General features: G+C 52.8%; 17 protein-coding genes. 12 read left to right on the top strand and 5 right to left on the bottom strand.

The genetic code is table 11. The features are described 5' to 3' along the window. The first annotated feature begins 6 nt into the window (after nucleotides 1-6). A complete protein-coding gene (locus tag ACR0MP_RS11035; protein ID WP_170402597.1) occupies nucleotides 7-498 on the top strand; it encodes an ATP-binding protein in 492 nt (163 codons plus the stop codon). A 99-nt stretch (nucleotides 499-597) separates the two neighbouring features. Here ACR0MP_RS11035 and ACR0MP_RS11030 read toward each other — a convergent pair whose 3' ends face one another. Then, on the bottom strand, nucleotides 598-1,032 hold the full coding sequence (locus tag ACR0MP_RS11030) for a DUF4345 domain-containing protein (RefSeq protein ID WP_170402600.1): 435 nt from the start codon (nucleotides 1,030-1,032) through the stop codon (nucleotides 598-600). Between the two features lie 28 nt (nucleotides 1,033-1,060). After that, nucleotides 1,061-1,888 (bottom strand): NmrA family NAD(P)-binding protein, encoded by an 828-nt coding sequence (locus ACR0MP_RS11025; protein WP_170402603.1) that lies wholly within the window; start codon nucleotides 1,886-1,888, stop codon nucleotides 1,061-1,063. Here ACR0MP_RS11025 and ACR0MP_RS11020 point away from each other — a divergent pair. Beyond that, complete coding sequence (locus ACR0MP_RS11020) at nucleotides 1,882-3,021, top strand: AraC family transcriptional regulator (protein ID WP_480886779.1); 1,140 nt, start codon at nucleotides 1,882-1,884, stop codon at nucleotides 3,019-3,021. The genes ACR0MP_RS11025 and ACR0MP_RS11020 overlap by 7 nt on opposite strands. Before the next feature lie 439 nt (nucleotides 3,022-3,460). Continuing rightward, nucleotides 3,461-3,709 carry a hypothetical protein gene (locus tag ACR0MP_RS11015; RefSeq protein ID WP_480886777.1) on the top strand — a complete coding sequence of 83 codons (249 nt, stop codon included), beginning with the start codon at nucleotides 3,461-3,463 and terminating at the stop codon, nucleotides 3,707-3,709. A 199-nt stretch (nucleotides 3,710-3,908) separates the two neighbouring features. Here ACR0MP_RS11015 and ACR0MP_RS11010 read toward each other — a convergent pair whose 3' ends face one another. Continuing rightward, nucleotides 3,909-4,178 carry an HlyU family transcriptional regulator gene (locus ACR0MP_RS11010; RefSeq protein ID WP_170402606.1) on the bottom strand — a complete coding sequence of 90 codons (270 nt, stop codon included), beginning with the start codon at nucleotides 4,176-4,178 and terminating at the stop codon, nucleotides 3,909-3,911. A 47-nt stretch (nucleotides 4,179-4,225) separates the two neighbouring features. Continuing rightward, complete coding sequence (locus ACR0MP_RS11005; protein ID WP_480886903.1) at nucleotides 4,226-5,425, bottom strand: ROK family transcriptional regulator; 1,200 nt, start codon at nucleotides 5,423-5,425, stop codon at nucleotides 4,226-4,228. A gap of 186 nt (nucleotides 5,426-5,611) precedes the next feature. Between ACR0MP_RS11005 and ACR0MP_RS11000 the strand changes: the two genes are divergently transcribed. The 8 genes from ACR0MP_RS11000 (at nucleotide 5,612) to ACR0MP_RS10965 (ending at nucleotide 12,404) form a co-directional block, all read left to right on the top strand. Continuing rightward, on the top strand, nucleotides 5,612-6,631 hold the full coding sequence (locus ACR0MP_RS11000; RefSeq protein ID WP_170392952.1) for a sugar ABC transporter substrate-binding protein: 1,020 nt from the start codon (nucleotides 5,612-5,614) through the stop codon (nucleotides 6,629-6,631). Between the two features lie 117 nt (nucleotides 6,632-6,748). Continuing rightward, nucleotides 6,749-7,819 carry an ABC transporter permease gene (locus tag ACR0MP_RS10995; RefSeq protein WP_170392953.1) on the top strand — a complete coding sequence of 357 codons (1,071 nt, stop codon included), beginning with the start codon at nucleotides 6,749-6,751 and terminating at the stop codon, nucleotides 7,817-7,819. Further along, on the top strand, nucleotides 7,819-8,601 hold the full coding sequence (locus ACR0MP_RS10990; RefSeq protein WP_170402609.1) for an ATP-binding cassette domain-containing protein: 783 nt from the start codon (nucleotides 7,819-7,821) through the stop codon (nucleotides 8,599-8,601). Before ACR0MP_RS10995 ends, ACR0MP_RS10990 begins: the two co-directional genes overlap by 1 nt. Then, nucleotides 8,598-9,269 (top strand): nucleoside/nucleotide kinase family protein, encoded by a 672-nt coding sequence (locus ACR0MP_RS10985; protein ID WP_480886776.1) that lies wholly within the window; start codon nucleotides 8,598-8,600, stop codon nucleotides 9,267-9,269. The genes ACR0MP_RS10990 and ACR0MP_RS10985 overlap by 4 nt, the downstream gene beginning before the upstream one ends. A gap of 245 nt (nucleotides 9,270-9,514) precedes the next feature. Beyond that, nucleotides 9,515-9,766, top strand: coding sequence for a transaldolase family protein (locus ACR0MP_RS10980; RefSeq protein ID WP_480761543.1), 252 nt, complete (start codon nucleotides 9,515-9,517; stop codon nucleotides 9,764-9,766). A gap of 8 nt (nucleotides 9,767-9,774) precedes the next feature. Next, entirely contained in the window at nucleotides 9,775-10,020 is a 246-nt protein-coding gene (locus tag ACR0MP_RS10975; protein WP_170402612.1) for a hypothetical protein, read from the top strand. A gap of 52 nt (nucleotides 10,021-10,072) precedes the next feature. Then, entirely contained in the window at nucleotides 10,073-10,240 is a 168-nt protein-coding gene (locus ACR0MP_RS10970) for a hypothetical protein (protein WP_170402615.1), read from the top strand. 352 nt (nucleotides 10,241-10,592) lie between these two features. Then, nucleotides 10,593-12,404 carry a BCCT family transporter gene (locus ACR0MP_RS10965; protein ID WP_480886773.1) on the top strand — a complete coding sequence of 604 codons (1,812 nt, stop codon included), beginning with the start codon at nucleotides 10,593-10,595 and terminating at the stop codon, nucleotides 12,402-12,404. Nucleotides 12,405-12,421: 17 nt separating this feature from the next. On the opposite strand, the gene ACR0MP_RS10960 is transcribed toward ACR0MP_RS10965, so the two are convergent. Continuing rightward, on the bottom strand, nucleotides 12,422-13,024 hold the full coding sequence (locus ACR0MP_RS10960) for a TetR family transcriptional regulator C-terminal domain-containing protein (RefSeq protein WP_480886901.1): 603 nt from the start codon (nucleotides 13,022-13,024) through the stop codon (nucleotides 12,422-12,424). Between the two features lie 190 nt (nucleotides 13,025-13,214). Here ACR0MP_RS10960 and ACR0MP_RS10955 point away from each other — a divergent pair, with 190 nt between their 5' ends. After that, the gene (locus tag ACR0MP_RS10955) at nucleotides 13,215-14,609 is read left to right on the top strand and encodes an aminotransferase (RefSeq protein ID WP_480886772.1); all 1,395 of its coding nucleotides are present in this window, start codon (nucleotides 13,215-13,217) and stop codon (nucleotides 14,607-14,609) included. The last annotated feature ends 13 nt before the right edge of the window (nucleotides 14,610-14,622 follow it).

The raw sequence follows: 14,622 nt of genomic DNA, 5'->3' as shown, positions 1-14,622 counted from the left end.
CACCCTATGTCACAGGTCCAACCAACGCTTCACTTGCTTTGTGGTAAAGTCGCCTCAGGAAAATCAGGTCTGGCGGCGAGACTTGCGAATAGCGGCGGGGCGGTGCTCATTTCAGAAGATGAATGGCTTAGCGTCCTATTCGGCGACCAGATGAACTCCCTGCAGGATTATGTAAATTGCGCTTTGAAATTGCGGCCGGTCATGGAGCGGCACATCGCATCGTTGCTGATGGCCGGGGTTTCTGTCATTCTCGACTTTCCGGCGAACACAATTGAAAACAGAGCCTGGATGCGCAAGCTGCTGGAAGAAACTGCGGCGACGCACCAGCTTCACTTTTTAGACTTGCCGGATGAGGTTTGTCTGCGCCGGCTGCACAAGCGCAACAGTGAAGGTGCGCATGCCTTTGCAGCAACGGAAGCTCAATATTGGCGTTTAGCGAGGTATTTCGAGGCACCATCACCCGAAGAAGGTTTTAATGTCATAACTCACAATCGGTAGCGCCAGCCATTCAGTATTTCGCGGAGTCACTCAGATATTTTGGCCACCCACTCTGTATCGGTGAATGGCCAAATGCACTCAGGCAGCTTTCACTGTGTCTCAAATCCGAAGTTTACGCGACGACATGAGGTGCATGCCAGCTTTCGTTAGCCGCCCTTTGCTCGCGGCCCACAAACACATCAGTCCAAGTACCATCTCTATCCCAAGAGCAGAAAGGATGCTGTCCGATGGTCGTCCATCAAGCATAATGCTGACCACGCGCCCCGCGGCAAAGGCGAAGAACACGGCGGCTCCAAGCCAAGCTGATGTCTGGGCCATCTTTTGGTATAGCGCTCCCGACAGGATGATCAGGCCAAGTGCAGCCAGATTGGCAGCAGGTGCGCGCAATTCGCTCATCAAGTTCGGCTGCGGCGAAATATCAATGCCGTAGCTGGAGTAAAAGGCCAGTGGGGCCAGCGTGATGATCAGCCCCAGGGTGGCTGCAACAAGACCCGCCAACCCCAAGACAAGCCTGCGTTTTACGTCAAACGTCATGATTGTGTTCCTTTGTCGTCAGACCGACTCATGCAGCTTGTGTCCAAGCGCCAGACTTTGCGGCTTCATCAGCAAAATCAGAGAAATCGCGCGGAGCTCTCCCCAAGGCACGTTGAACACCGTCCGCAGTGTTCGCATTGCGACCATCAAGTGTTTCCCTCGCTATGTCAGTAATCACGTCAGCAATCATCTCTCCGCTCGCGTTGATGATTTCCGCATGGAAGTCTTCAAACGAAATCGGCACATATTGCACGGTTCTGCCCATTGCGCGTGAAAGTTCGGCAGCCATTTCGGCAAATGTCATGAGACGCGGCCCTGTAACTTCATACAGCTCGCCAGTGTGTCCTTCCTCGGTCAAGGCGGCGACGGCAACGTCGGCAATGTCGTCCACGTCGATAATCGGTTCACGCACGTCACCTGCGGGCATGGGCAACACACCGGCCATTACCGGCTCCAGCAATGCACCTTCAGAGTAGTTTTGCGCAAACCACGCCGCACGGACGATCGTAAAGGGCACACCGGAGTTCCGAACAACCCCTTCGGCACGTTCGGCATGAAATTCTCCGCGACCTGTTAACAGCACAAGTCGCTGCAGTCCTTTTTCTCGAGCCAATGCCGAAAAGGCCGCAACTTGCTCGACCGCGCCCGGAAAGGCGATGTCAGGAAAATAGGAAATATAGGCGGCAGAAACACCGTCCAGGATTGCGGGCCATGTCTGCGGTTTTTCCCAATCAAATGGGGTTTTGCTATTCCGCGATCCACGCCGAACTGCATGGCCCCTGTCTTCAAGGCGCGTCACGATACGTGATCCGGTTTTACCTGTTGCGCCAAGTACCAGAATGGTTTGCTGTGTCATCGGTCATCTCCGTAAAATCAGTCGATGACCCCAAAATAGGTAAGCACGAAGGACGAAGAAGTCTGCATTGTCCTGACTTTTTATCCATTCATCCAAAAATTGTGGACAATTGGGGAAATATCGAACAGTCTGGTGCAGTGAGCCAGATCAACCCCCATATTCCCGACCCCCATGCAATGGCGCAGCCAATCGGTGATCCGCTCGGGGAAATTCTTCATCTTCTGAAACTGACGGGTACATTCTATTGCCAGTCGCGCATGTCTGCGCCTTGGGGCGTTTCTATACCGGGTTTCCCCGAAATACTGAGCTTTGCGGTCATTACGCACGGGCGTTGCTTTATGAGGGTCGGAGAAGATGTGCCGTTTGAAGTCGAGAAAGGCGACTTGGTTCTGATGACAAATGGCGCGCCAGTTGGGTTCTCCAGCTCAAAAGACACCCCACTTTTGAAACTGGAAGAACTGCCCATACGCAAGGTGACCGAGCTCTACGAAACACTAGAGCACGGCGGCGGTGGAGCCGAGACCGGAATCATGTACGGGCTCGTCAGGATAGATCACGCGGCCAGCGGCATGTTGATGGCCTTGCTTCCCGACGTGCTGAAAATCGATCCGTGGGAAGAGGATGCAGGGAGCTGGCTACAAGCAACTTTGCAATTCATTGCAAGAGAGGCGCGTGAATTACGACCGGGCGGTGAAACAGTGATTACACGCTTGGCCGATGTGGTTGTCATCGAGGCTATTCGCCGATGGTTGAACAGTGCGCCCGACGCCAATCGAGGTTGGCTGAAAGCCGCCAGAGACCAACAGATTGGCCGCACCATTGTTTCCATTCATCGCGCACCCGCAGCAAACTGGACAGTCGAGTCTCTTGCACAGGTTGCAGGTATGTCCAGATCGGCATTTTCCGCACGGTTTACCGAGCTCGTCGGTGTGCCGGCAATACAATACCTCGCAACTTGGCGAATGCATCTGGCGCGGGAACGATTAATTGCTACCGATCAACCAATCTCGCAAATCGTGGCTGAGATAGGGTACCTATCTGAACCTTCTTTTAACAAAGCATTCAAACGGGTTTTTAACATGCCTCCAGGGAAAGTCCGCAGACTACAATACCAGGTGCAAGGCGGCAATTAGACGAAGACAGAAACGTGTTGTAGCAAGGTTGGTAGCTTTGTGCTTAAGGAGATCAGCTTCAGGCTCGAAGCCGACCTGCGGCAATTTATCTCGCGTACCATATAGCGATGTAACTCCTGCACTCCGCCGTCTTTTGACATTCTTCTTTCAATGGTGCGCTTTGCTTACGCAAAGGAAAAGAGATTGAGTTCACTTTTTTGCGCGCCATGAAACAAGTACATATGGAAAGGGCACCGTCAAAACAGGCAAGGCAAGCAAGCCCGGCCTATAGAATGGTTCGGTTTAAAAGCGGCAAACATCGCAATTGCGGTCTATTCCAAAGGGGTTAAACCCACCTGCGATCAGAAGTCTGTATGTCCCCTACGGCAAGCTCGTGAACTACGTCGGTGGGCGCAGCAACGGCTGCACAACCTGGTCGCAATCCGCTTCAAAAGAGATTTTGGAGCTTGTCGAAGGAAACCCGACCACGCTCTATATCTACCCGGAATCAAAAGACATTAACGCGGTTGCCAAAGCGGTGGAGCAAGGAAAATCGCTTTCGCGCGCGGGCGTCTACTGGAACGCAGCATGTCTGAAGGCGATTGACGCACCCAAGTTTTGGCCGAAAAGAACTTTGCAACCGATCATCAATCAATGGCGGGCGGCCCTGCCCAAGCAGCCGCCGCTAGAACTGCCAATTTGCCAGTAGCGGTAGGTGCACTTTTTTAGGTGCACTTTTTTTTGCATAGAAAACACCTGCGGGACCTTCTTGTTTCGTAGTTTGGCCTTTGGTGTCTGGACAAGAGTTGGGGAGGAAACATGTCTCGCAGCATTATGGAGGGCAAGGCCGAGAGATTTGACGTTGACGCCGTAGCGCTCGTGGAAAGGGATGATAGCCAACAGTTCCCTTAACCGAAAATACACTCGCCTTGCTCGTCAATCACCTGTTTCGCCTTGGTGATGCTAAAGCTCTCGGCCTGATCCCGGCTTTCGAAGACATCCGCCCGGATCAGCGCATAGGTCTTACGATCTCCGTTGATGATTTTTTCGATACGGGCCGACAGGCGATACTTTCCGCCCTCGGCAATCAAAACGGGGAAGATGTCGAACCCTTTGTACGAGACCGGTTGCAGCTCCGACTTTTCACCGCCACCAAAGAGTTTTGAGAAGATTGACATTACGCGGTTCCTTTCTACTTGGGAAATTTGACCCCTATGAATTTCGACTACATCCCAGAAAGCCCAGCATTAGTGTTCAATAGAAACTGGCGGAAAATCGGGCTGCTTGCCGCCCCAATCCCGCGGGCGTTTTCCCCAATAGCCGCAGCTTCTACAGCCGGAGGAATCAAACCGCGTTTATCTTGGTTGACTAGGTAACGACGAACCCGTGAGACCAACTCCTCCCGTATTTCAGATGGGAATGCGCCGTCGATAAAAATTGCCTCAAAGTCGATGACCGCGCAAATAGACAGCGCAGCTTTGGCCAGTTCCTGCGCGGTGGTACCGATCCATGGTTCGACATAGCGCGAAATGCTGCTCCAGTCCTGCGGCTTTTTCCACAAAATTCCCGGATCAACACCCGCTTCTATCAACCTGTCCTCGAGCAGGAACAGCGATGCAGTGTCAATCAGTTGCTGGCTTTCACCCAAAGGACCCGTCGTTCGCATGGCACCCAAGGCACCGGCATTGCCTTGGTTGCCCTCAAATACGGTGCCATTCAATGCAACGCCTCCGCCAATCATTGAGCCTATGAAGAAATAAAAATAGTCTCGATACTCAGCCCCGCGGCCATAGAGGTGCTCCGCGTGACACGCGGCAGTAGCATCATTGACCACAAAGACCGGCAGTTCGCTGAACTTGGCCACCTCGGAAAAGAAGTTCACGTTTCTCCAGGACCTGAATTTCTGAGCCGCAAGCCCAGAAAGGTCGTGCCACTTCCACAGCTCGAACGGTGTTCCGATTCCAATCCCGCATACACGGTCCCGAAGTTTCTGGGGTTCATTGGCCAGAAGCTCTTCCAATCCTACCTCCAGAAACCCGAACACTGCTTCGGGTAGCGGGTAGTCATAAGTCGTCGAGAGCTGTTGGCGTGGCTTACCGGTGAAGTCGATCAAAAGAAGATCGGCGCTGCGGCGACCGATCTTCATTCCCACCGACAGAATGCCTTCGGGATTGAGCTCCATGGGGATCGAAGGTTTCCCAACTTTGCCCTTCAACGGCGTCCCACGTTTGAGAATCTCGTCCTTTTCGAGCTTACGCAGAATGATCGACACGGTCTGGGGTGACAGGCCCGTCAGCCGCGCGACGTCCGCCCCGGCAGCAGGTCCATGCCGTTGTAAAACCGTCAGAATGAGGCGTTCGTTATGATCACGAACACCGCTTTGGCTTACCCCGCCGGTTAGTATTTTCAACGCCTCTCTTTCCATAACCTTAAACATAAACACCTTGTTTTCTTATGAAAAGATACGTGGGCAAATTAATAAATAAACTTTATTTATTTATTGACACAGAGGCTAGAATCACGGTTTCTTGAACGGGACCTTCATTGGAGGATGGAGGCCCGCCTTGTCGCTATTCCGCGCGGGGCCACAACAGTTTTCTGGGAGGACAACATGAGAAATCTACTCAAGCTCGCCGCATCCGCGACTGCGCTGACTTTGGCCGCTGCATCCGCGCAAGCGGCTGGTGAAACCGTCTGCCTGATTACCAAGACCGACACCAACCCCTTTTTCGTTAAGATGAAGGAAGGCGCAACCGCCAAGGCAGAAGAGCTGGGCATGACGCTCAAGGCGTTTGCCGGCAAGGTCGATGGCGACCATGAAACTCAGGTTCAGGCTATCGAGACATGTATTCTCGATGGCGCAAAAGGCATTCTGCTGACGGCATCCGACACCAGCTCGATCGTTCCTGCGGTTAAACAGGCGCGAGATGCAGGCGTTCTGGTCATTGCGCTGGATACGCCGCTGAGCCCGATTGACTCGGCGGACGCGACATTCGCGACGGACAACTACAAGGCCGGTCTGCTGATCGGTCAATGGGCTAAGGCCAAAATGGGCGACGCCGCAGCCGATGCCAAGATCGCGACGCTGGATCTGAACGTCAGTCAGCCGACAGTGGACGTTCTGCGCAATCAGGGTTTCCTCGACGGGTTCGGCGTGGACCTGGCGGACCCAAATGTCATCGGTGACGAAACCGATGCGCGGCTGGTTGGCAGTGACGTGACCGACGGTAATGAAGAAGGCGGGCGCCGCGCGATGGAAAATCTTCTGGCCAAGGATTCATCCATCAACGTTGTTCACACGATCAACGAACCGGCTGCTGCGGGCGCATATGAGGCGCTGAAATCCATCGGGCGTGAAAACGACGTACTGATCGTTTCGGTTGACGGGGGGTGCCCCGGCGTCCAAAACGTCGAAGCCGGTGTGATCGGGGCGACAAGCCAACAATACCCGCTATTGATGGCCTCGCTTGGGGTTGAGGCCGTGAAAAAATGGGCCGAAGAGGGCGTGAAGCCCGAAAACACACCCGGCAAAGACTTCTATGACACGGGTGTGGCACTCATCACCGACCAGCCGGTTGATGGGGTCGAGTCGCTATCTGTCGCAGAAGGCCTGGATCTCTGCTGGGGCTAAAGGCAGCCCTACAAGGTGAGGCGCGCCGCAGCGCCTCATCAATCCTTTCACCAGCAAACCTAAACTTCCTGTAAACTGATTTCGTGGACGCGATGCCAGCCACGAAAAGGGGGAGAGATGTCTGAAGCAAACCAAAACGCCCAGGAATTCGAAACCGCCGCCAACGCGTCAGAAACCGTAGCGGAATTTGAAGATCACCGGCGTGGTGTTCTGGGGAAGTTGCAGCATCTTCTCCATGTCAACCCTTCCTTTGTGCCGTTGATCGTTCTGGTCGGCGCCATCGTAATTTTCGGCCTGCTGCTGGGGTCCAAATTCTTCTCACCCTTTGCGATGACGCTGATCCTGCAGCAGGTTCAGATCGTGGGCATCGTGGCCGCAGCGCAAAGCCTTGTCATTCTGACCGCCGGCATCGACTTGAGCGTCGGTGCGATCATGGTGTTTTCATCCGTCATCATGGGTCAGTTCACCTTCCGCTACGGTATCCCCGTGCCCATTGCTGTGATGTGCGGGCTGGCAATGGGAACGCTGATCGGGGCTCTTAATGGCTGGCTGGTCAGTCGCGTAAAGCTGCCGCCCTTTATTGTCACGCTCGGCATGTGGCAGATCGTTCTGGCGACAAACTTCCTGTATTCCGCAAACGAAACAATTCGCAGCCAGGATATCGAGGCCAACGCCCCGTTCCTGCAATTCTTTGGCACCAAATTCAGCATCGGTGGCGCGACCTTTACGGTCGGCGTGATATTCATGCTCGTACTGATTTTCGTGTTGGCTTACGCGCTCAAACACACGGCCTGGGGCCGGCATGTCTATGCAGTGGGGGATGACCCTGAGGCGGCTGAACTATCCGGTGTGAACGTGCACAGAACGCTGATGTCAGTTTATATGTTATCCGGTTTGATCTGTGCCTTTGCGGGCTGGGCCTTGATCGGGCGCATCGGGTCGGTTTCACCTACATCCGGTCAATTAGCCAATATCGAAAGCATCACCGCGGTTGTGATCGGGGGCATCTCTTTGTTTGGCGGGCGGGGATCCATCCTGGGATCGCTGTTTGGCGCGCTGATTGTTGGCGTGTTCACTTTGGGGCTTAGGCTTCTGGGCGCAGACGCACAATGGACCTTCTTACTTATCGGACTTCTCATTATCGCTGCAGTTGCCGTCGACCAGTGGATTAGAAAGGTATCGGGCTAATGTCAGACTCAACTCCAGTCGTCCAAGGCCGCGGGATCGTAAAGCGCTATGGCCACGTTACCGCCATCGACCATTCCGACTTTGAACTGCGCCAGGGGGAAATCCTGGCAGTGATCGGAGATAACGGCGCGGGCAAATCATCCATCGTGAAGGCGATCTGCGGCGCCACAATCCCGGATGAAGGCGAGATTCTGATCGAGGGCAAAAAGGTTAACTTCACCTCTCCGATCGATGCGCGGAATATGGGGATTGAGATTGTCTATCAGCAGCTCGCGATGTCTCCTGCCCTTTCGATTGCGGACAACATGTTCATGGGGCGCGAAATCCGCAAGCAGGGGTTCATGGGTAAATACATGCGTAAGCTTGACCGTCCAGCGATGGAGAAGTTTGCCCGTGAAAAACTGACCGAGCTTGGGCTGATGACTGTACAGTCGATCAATCAGGCGGTTGAGACTCTCTCTGGTGGCCAACGCCAAGGTGTTGCCGTTGCTCGTGCCGCTGCCTTTGCAACCAAGTTTATCATCATGGACGAACCGACGGCTGCTTTGGGCGTCAAGGAAAGCCGCAAGGTGCTTGAACTGATCCAGGACGTGCGTGCGCGTGGCATTCCGATCATCCTGATCAGCCACAACATGCCTCATGTTTTTGAGGTTGCCGACCGCATTCATGTGCATCGGTTGGGCAAAAGGCTCTGCACAATTGATCCCAAGGATTACACGATGTCCGATGCAGTCGCCTTCATGACCGGTGCCAAGGAACCCCCAAAAGAGGACGCAGCGTGATCGAGCAGGACGTACAGCGCGTTTGCGACCTGATCTCCTCCCGGCGGCAAGTTGGAGTCCGGACGATTATCGCAATCGCCGGCCCCCCCGCATCCGGAAAGTCGACCTTAGCGGAAGCCGTTGTGCAGTCGCTGAACACTCAACAGAGCTCGGCGGTTCCGTCAGCCACACTTGTACCAATGGATGGTTACCATTTGGACAACTGCGTGCTGGAAACGCGTGGATTGCTGGCGAGAAAAGGCGCGCCAGAGACTTTCGATGGGGTCGGGTTTTGCGCTGCAATCAGAGAGCTTCAATTTACGCGCCACGAGTCCTTTCATCCCAAATTCGATCGCACAATGGACCTCGCTATTGCCAACGCCATTGCGGTTCACCCGGCAACTCCGGTCGTCGTCGTTGAGGGTAACTATCTTCTGATGGACAGCGACCCGTGGAGAAACCTAACGGATGTCTATGCTGCAACGGTTTTTGTCAGCCCAACTTTGGAAGAGCTTGAAAACAGGCTGCAAAACCGCTGGATCAGCCATGGATTTGACCCGCAAACCGCGCTGCAACGCGCAATAGCGAACGATCTGCCAAATGCAGAACTCGTCATCAGCGCTAGTCGAAATGCCGACCTAAGATTAAACCAGAACTACACCGAATTCGGGACGCACCACGCGTTCTGAACTTACGCCCTGGACCCCGCCATCCGTCGATGCAGCTCCTCTGGGTGAATTCACGTGCAACCAAAATTAGTTCACACACATGAGGAAAACTCATGAAGTTTTTTGCGGATACTGCAGAAGTAAGCGAAATCAAAGACCTGATAGACTTGGGACTTCTTGACGGCGTCACCACCGATCCAGGTCTGATTGCGAGATCCGGCCGCGATTTATGAGAAATCACTGCAAAAATTTGCACTCTGACGCATATGTCGGTCTCTGCAGAAATCGCGGCATTGGATACAGCTGGAATGATCGCCGAAGGAGAGCGTCTTGCATCGATTGCAGACAATGCCGTTGTCGCACTTCCGCTGACCCCGGATAACCTCAAAGCATGCGTCCATTTCAAAAGGAATAGCATCAGAACGAACATCACGCTCTGTTTTTCACCAAAACAGGCTCTTTTAGCAGCAAAGGCCGGCGCGACCTATGTGTCTCCGTTTTTTTGGCAGATTGGATGATACTAATTTTGGACGGAGCTGATGCGATTTGGGAAGCAGGCATAGAATCCGTGGCTGCAGAAATCGAAAAGACCCGGACCTTCTTTGATTTAGCAAAGCGCTTCGGTGGCCTCGACACCGCTCTTCGCCGAGCCACGGCCAACGGACACGGAAGTGGTGGAAACAATCCTTCAGAAATGCTCGATGATTCGCCTATTGCGAAGGAATTAGTGATTTTTTGGGGAGCCGTTGCAAGATCCCAGGAAAGAAGTTGAAAAGCACGATCCCGTCTCATCACGCTTGCAAATGATCATCGAGAGGTTGATCATGGCTTTGAAAACGGGCTTTGCTTGGTGCCTAAAAAAGGCCAACCTAATTGTCGATACTGCGATCAAATGGGCAATCCCGGCAGGCGGTACGGGTTATCTAGCGCTACAACCTGAAAATCTCGAAGCGGTGATAGAAGTGGCGAAGCGACTCCTCGGCTTCCTTTGACAACAGCAGGCGTTGTCCTTCCATATTCTACCGTGTCTGCTCCCCGTCAGTTCACAATCTAATCGCATTCCACTAATAGCCTTCACCGATTATCACACAGCGAAATAACAAAAAAAATGAAGGGGCTATCGCCAGTAGAACGACTTTGGATGCCAAATGACAAAACCTTTGATTCTAGGTCATTCAATTTTCAGTAACCGCATAGGTTTTGCCGTTTGCGAATAAAAGCTTTTCCTCTCAGCTATCGATCCCGCTACCACACTCCTATTCAGGCTGAGAATAAAATAGTCTGGACCCCAGCGACTGGCAGCGCGGCGAGCAAAGCAGTCAATTTATGTAAGACCGGAAAAACATGGCGCTTCAAGAACCTTTCACAGACCTCAAAATAAGAACTCGGCGGACCGGCTTTTACAAAGGGTATTGCCTTCCGATTGCGCTGGTAAGCAAACTCTCGGTTTCTCTACTCGTTCTCTGGGCGCTGGTTTGGCCACTATCAGCCAATGATACACTGCGATCTTGGAAGTCAGGAATTCTGTCCGAGTTCAATACATTCTACAATCTTTCCGTTGGATTGTTTGTACTTTTCCTTTTCCTTATCGCGCTCATTCCTTCAACCGGCCGAATGAGGCTGGGTTTAGAAGATGAGAAACCGGAATTTTCTAACTTCTCTTGGTTTTCGATGATGTTTGGGGCGGGTCTGGGCGTGGGCCTAATGGTCTATGCAACCGCTGAACCACTTGGCCTTTGGGAAACCAATCCACTGACTATTTCCGGGGAAGTCACGCCCAAAAGCGAAGACGCGATTGAAGGAGCCTACCGCTATACTTTTTTGCACACCGGATTTCACGCCTGGGCAATATACGTCGTCACCGGCCTTAGCCTTGCCTACTACGCATCTACCAGAGGCATGCCGCTGACAATCCGCACCGCACTGACCCCGTTGCTTGGAGAATATTCAAATAGTGTTGCAGGCCATGTGATCGATATACTCGGAGTCGTTGCGACAATACTCGGCGTAGCGGTAACGATCGGTTATGGCGTTTCTCAATTGGTGGATGGTGCGTTTCTAATTACCGGAGCGAATTGGCTTGTGGAGAAAGAAGTAACCAATATGATCCCGTCAACCGCCGGCCTAATAACGGCGTTGATCGTTGTTATGATTATGTCGACACTCTCTGCCGTCTCTGGCGTCGGGCGTGGTGTCAAATACTTGTCAAATATTAATCTTCTCTTTTCACTGGTATTGCTGGTGGTATTCATTGCTTATGGCTCATTCGTGTTTGCGGCGACGACCTATGCTACAGCGCTGGTTGACTATATCAAAAATTTTGTCCCTCTGAGCTTCCAAGCTTTTCGACCGATTTCCGAAGTCGAGTTTGCCTCAGTATTGCCTGCAGAAGCGGCACCCTTTGTCGGCGAACTCTTTGCGGGTGCAACTGATCCATGGGGAACAAAAGCAACCTTTCTTGAGGGTTTGAGCAACGAAACAGCCGGTCTTTCTGATGCGACCAAGACTGCAGTTTATAACGCGGGTACAAGCGGAAGGTTGTTTGGATGGCAGGCCGGATGGACTACATTTTATTGGGCATGGTGGATCGCGTTTTCGCCCTTTGTCGGACTTTTCTTAGCGCGTATCTCAAGAGGGCGGACTGTGCGCGAATTTATACTTGGTGCGGTCATTACCCCGTCCCTGGTTTGTTTCGCATGGATGGCCATTCTGGGCGGGGCCGCCATCGATTTGGAACTGAATGGAGATGCCAATGGATCAATCATTGCGGCATCAACGACGGCAACACTGTTCGTCACCTTGGGGGAAATGATATCGGGTGACCTGCTCGCGGTAGTGAGAGTCATGTGTATTTTGTTAACCATGACCTTCCTTGTCACATCCGCCGACTCTGGCATCCTTGTGATGAACACGATCATGTCCGGCGGGTCTGAAGACACGGGCCTGTTTCATCGTATCCTCTGGGGTGTTCTTCTAACCCTTGTAATTGGAACTCTGCTGGTCGCGGGCGGCGGTGGATTAGAGGCATTGACCAATTCGATGATCATCGGGGCACTGCCGTTCAGTGTTGTTTTACTGCTTATGTGCGTCTCTTTGGCCAAAGCAATGATCAACGACTTGCGTCGATTTCACCATGAGACACAGACGGATTCGTGATTGACCGAAGTTAGTTCCTAGTCACTTAAGTCACCTGCACCCGCGGATCGACTATTGCTAAAGTGTTTTGGAAATATCGACTGCAGCACAAACAGGCAGATCTTCAAGGCCTCCGAGGGTTTGAAGATATCCGAATGCAAATGGTAGTCGTTCCAAAGCCCTTCCAACAAAGCAACCAACGCGTTTGTTGCAAGTTTGACGTCTATGTCCTCGTACTCGCCTTCGTCCTTTATTTGTTCCAACAGCTCCAGGATCATCGCGCGGAAACCTTTGTCTCGCGAGTCGATGAAAGGAAAAACGTTTGGGTTTGAGAGCGCTTCAGCCCGAAAGGAAAACCAGATCGAAACGTCCCGCGCATTAAGGACCAAGGGGTCGAAATCTGCCTTAATGATAGAGATTAGCTTGTCTGCCGGGTCTAACTCTGGATTGATTGCAATGGCCTTCCACTGCCCCGCGTAGCGGACTGACAGTTCCTCAGCCACCGCAAGCAGCAGCTTTTCCTTGGAGCCAAAGTGTAGGTTTATCATCCCTTGCGACAATCCCGACAACTCTTGGATTCTTGCCGCGGTTGTGCCGCGAATTCCGTATTTATAGATGGCGTCTGCAGCCGATTGGATCAACTGATTTCGGTTCTGCAACCTGCTGAGTTCCCGTGCGTTTGCTGGAGTATCGGGCTCGAGAGTAATTTTACTTGTCCTTTGCTGGGGTGCGCTTTCTTGATCTTTTCGCATTTAACAGAGCGGAGGTTCAAGGATTGACATTGAATGAATGCTTGTTCATTTTGTGATATATATTACATCACGGTGGCCTATGACCCTATCGAACTCCGACTTTCAATCCATACGCAGTTGGGACAACGAGAACTTTCTGCACCCGTGGGAGGGCATGGCACATCTGGGCCAAAACGAACGGACCTTTGCCGAAAGCGGTCATGGCGTTCACGTCGTGACAGAGGACGGAAAGCGCCTGATAGACGGCCCTGCTGGTATGTGGTGCATTCAATTGGGCTATGGAAACACCGAGATTGCCGACGCGATGGCGCAGCAGGCGAAAGAGATGGCGTATTTTTCGCCGTTCAATAATGCCAACTCGGCTCCGGCCCGGTTGGCACATGAAATTGCCCAGAGAACCCCGGGTGACCTGAACCACGTGTTCTTTACAACAGGAGGTTCAACGGCCGTGGATAGCGCTCTGCGGTTTGTGCAATTTCGCAATAACCTGCTGGGAAAACCTGAAAAGAAAATCGTGATATCGCGGCAGAAAGCTTATCACGGATCGACGTATCTGGCGGCCTCGGTGTCCGGAAAAGAGCGTGACAAAGGTTGGCTGGACCAGGCAAGTCAGCTGACGCGCTTCCTGCCGAATGTTAATCCGTATACTCGTCGCTCCGATCAGACGGTTGACGACTTTCTGGACGAAAAAATAGCGGATCTGGAAAACATGATCTTACAGACCGGCGCAGACAAGGTCGCTGCTTTCATCGCTGAACCGATCTTGTGCTCTGGTGGCGTCATTGTGCCTCCACAAGGATATCATCAGCGCTGTCTGGAAATCTGCCAGAAATACGATGTCCTGTATATTTCAGACGAGGTCGTGACCGGATTTGGGAGGCTTGGACACTGGTTTGCTTCTGAAGACGTCTTTGGAATTCAACCCGACATCATCACTTGCGCCAAAGGCATGACGTCCGGGTACGTACCTATGGGGGCGTGCATCATCTCTGATCGGCTGATTGCAGATGTGAGCGGAGACCACGGGCGGAACGCTACTTTTTCAAACGGCTTCACCTATTCGGGCCATCCAGTGAGCGCGGCAGCGGGATTGAAAACTATTGAAATCATGGAGCGCGACCGCATTCTGGAACATGTCCGCGCAATCACTCCGCTTTTTGAAGAGCGCCTACAGGCTCTGGCCGACTTGCCACTGGTCGGCGATGCCCGCGGTGTGGGGCTGGTTGGATGCGTTGAATGCGTTGCGGACGCCGAAGCTAACAATTTATTGGATCTAGATAAGTCGGTTGGCGCTATGATTGATCACCATTGCCAGGAAAACGGGCTGATCCTGCGGCCCATCATCAACATGTGTGTGTTCTCCCCTCCGCTGATCATCACGGAGGGCGAGTTGAACGAGATGTTTGACATCCTTGAAAAAGGAATCCGGCTGGCAACCGACGACCTGACGCGCCAAGGCGTATTCAGAACATAGGAGCAACCGCGAA

The organism is Ruegeria sp. K3 (genome assembly GCF_056531845.1).
The sequence above is the reverse complement of the archived record's forward strand: the minus strand, read 5'-3'. Positions and strand labels throughout refer to the sequence as shown.

Excerpts from the sequence above, each read along its gene's own strand:
- ACR0MP_RS10970 (WP_170402615.1), top strand. The coding sequence starts at position 10,073 with ATGGCTTTGAAAACGGGCTTTGCTTGGTGCCTAAAAAAGGCCAACCTA.
- ACR0MP_RS10980 (WP_480761543.1), top strand. The coding sequence starts at position 9,515 with ATGTCGGTCTCTGCAGAAATCGCGGCATTGGATACAGCTGGAATGATC.
- ACR0MP_RS11000 (WP_170392952.1), top strand. The coding sequence starts at position 5,612 with ATGAGAAATCTACTCAAGCTCGCCGCATCCGCGACTGCGCTGACTTTG.
- ACR0MP_RS11035 (WP_170402597.1), top strand. The coding sequence starts at position 7 with ATGTCACAGGTCCAACCAACGCTTCACTTGCTTTGTGGTAAAGTCGCC.
- ACR0MP_RS11025 (WP_170402603.1), bottom strand. The coding sequence starts at position 1,888 with ATGACACAGCAAACCATTCTGGTACTTGGCGCAACAGGTAAAACCGGA.
- ACR0MP_RS10965 (WP_480886773.1), top strand. The coding sequence starts at position 10,593 with ATGGCGCTTCAAGAACCTTTCACAGACCTCAAAATAAGAACTCGGCGG.
- ACR0MP_RS11010 (WP_170402606.1), bottom strand. The coding sequence starts at position 4,178 with ATGTCAATCTTCTCAAAACTCTTTGGTGGCGGTGAAAAGTCGGAGCTG.
- ACR0MP_RS10990 (WP_170402609.1), top strand. The coding sequence starts at position 7,819 with ATGTCAGACTCAACTCCAGTCGTCCAAGGCCGCGGGATCGTAAAGCGC.
- ACR0MP_RS11030 (WP_170402600.1), bottom strand. The coding sequence starts at position 1,032 with ATGACGTTTGACGTAAAACGCAGGCTTGTCTTGGGGTTGGCGGGTCTT.
- ACR0MP_RS11005 (WP_480886903.1), bottom strand. The coding sequence starts at position 5,425 with ATGGAAAGAGAGGCGTTGAAAATACTAACCGGCGGGGTAAGCCAAAGC.
- ACR0MP_RS10995 (WP_170392953.1), top strand. The coding sequence starts at position 6,749 with ATGTCTGAAGCAAACCAAAACGCCCAGGAATTCGAAACCGCCGCCAAC.
- ACR0MP_RS10955 (WP_480886772.1), top strand. The coding sequence starts at position 13,215 with ATGACCCTATCGAACTCCGACTTTCAATCCATACGCAGTTGGGACAAC.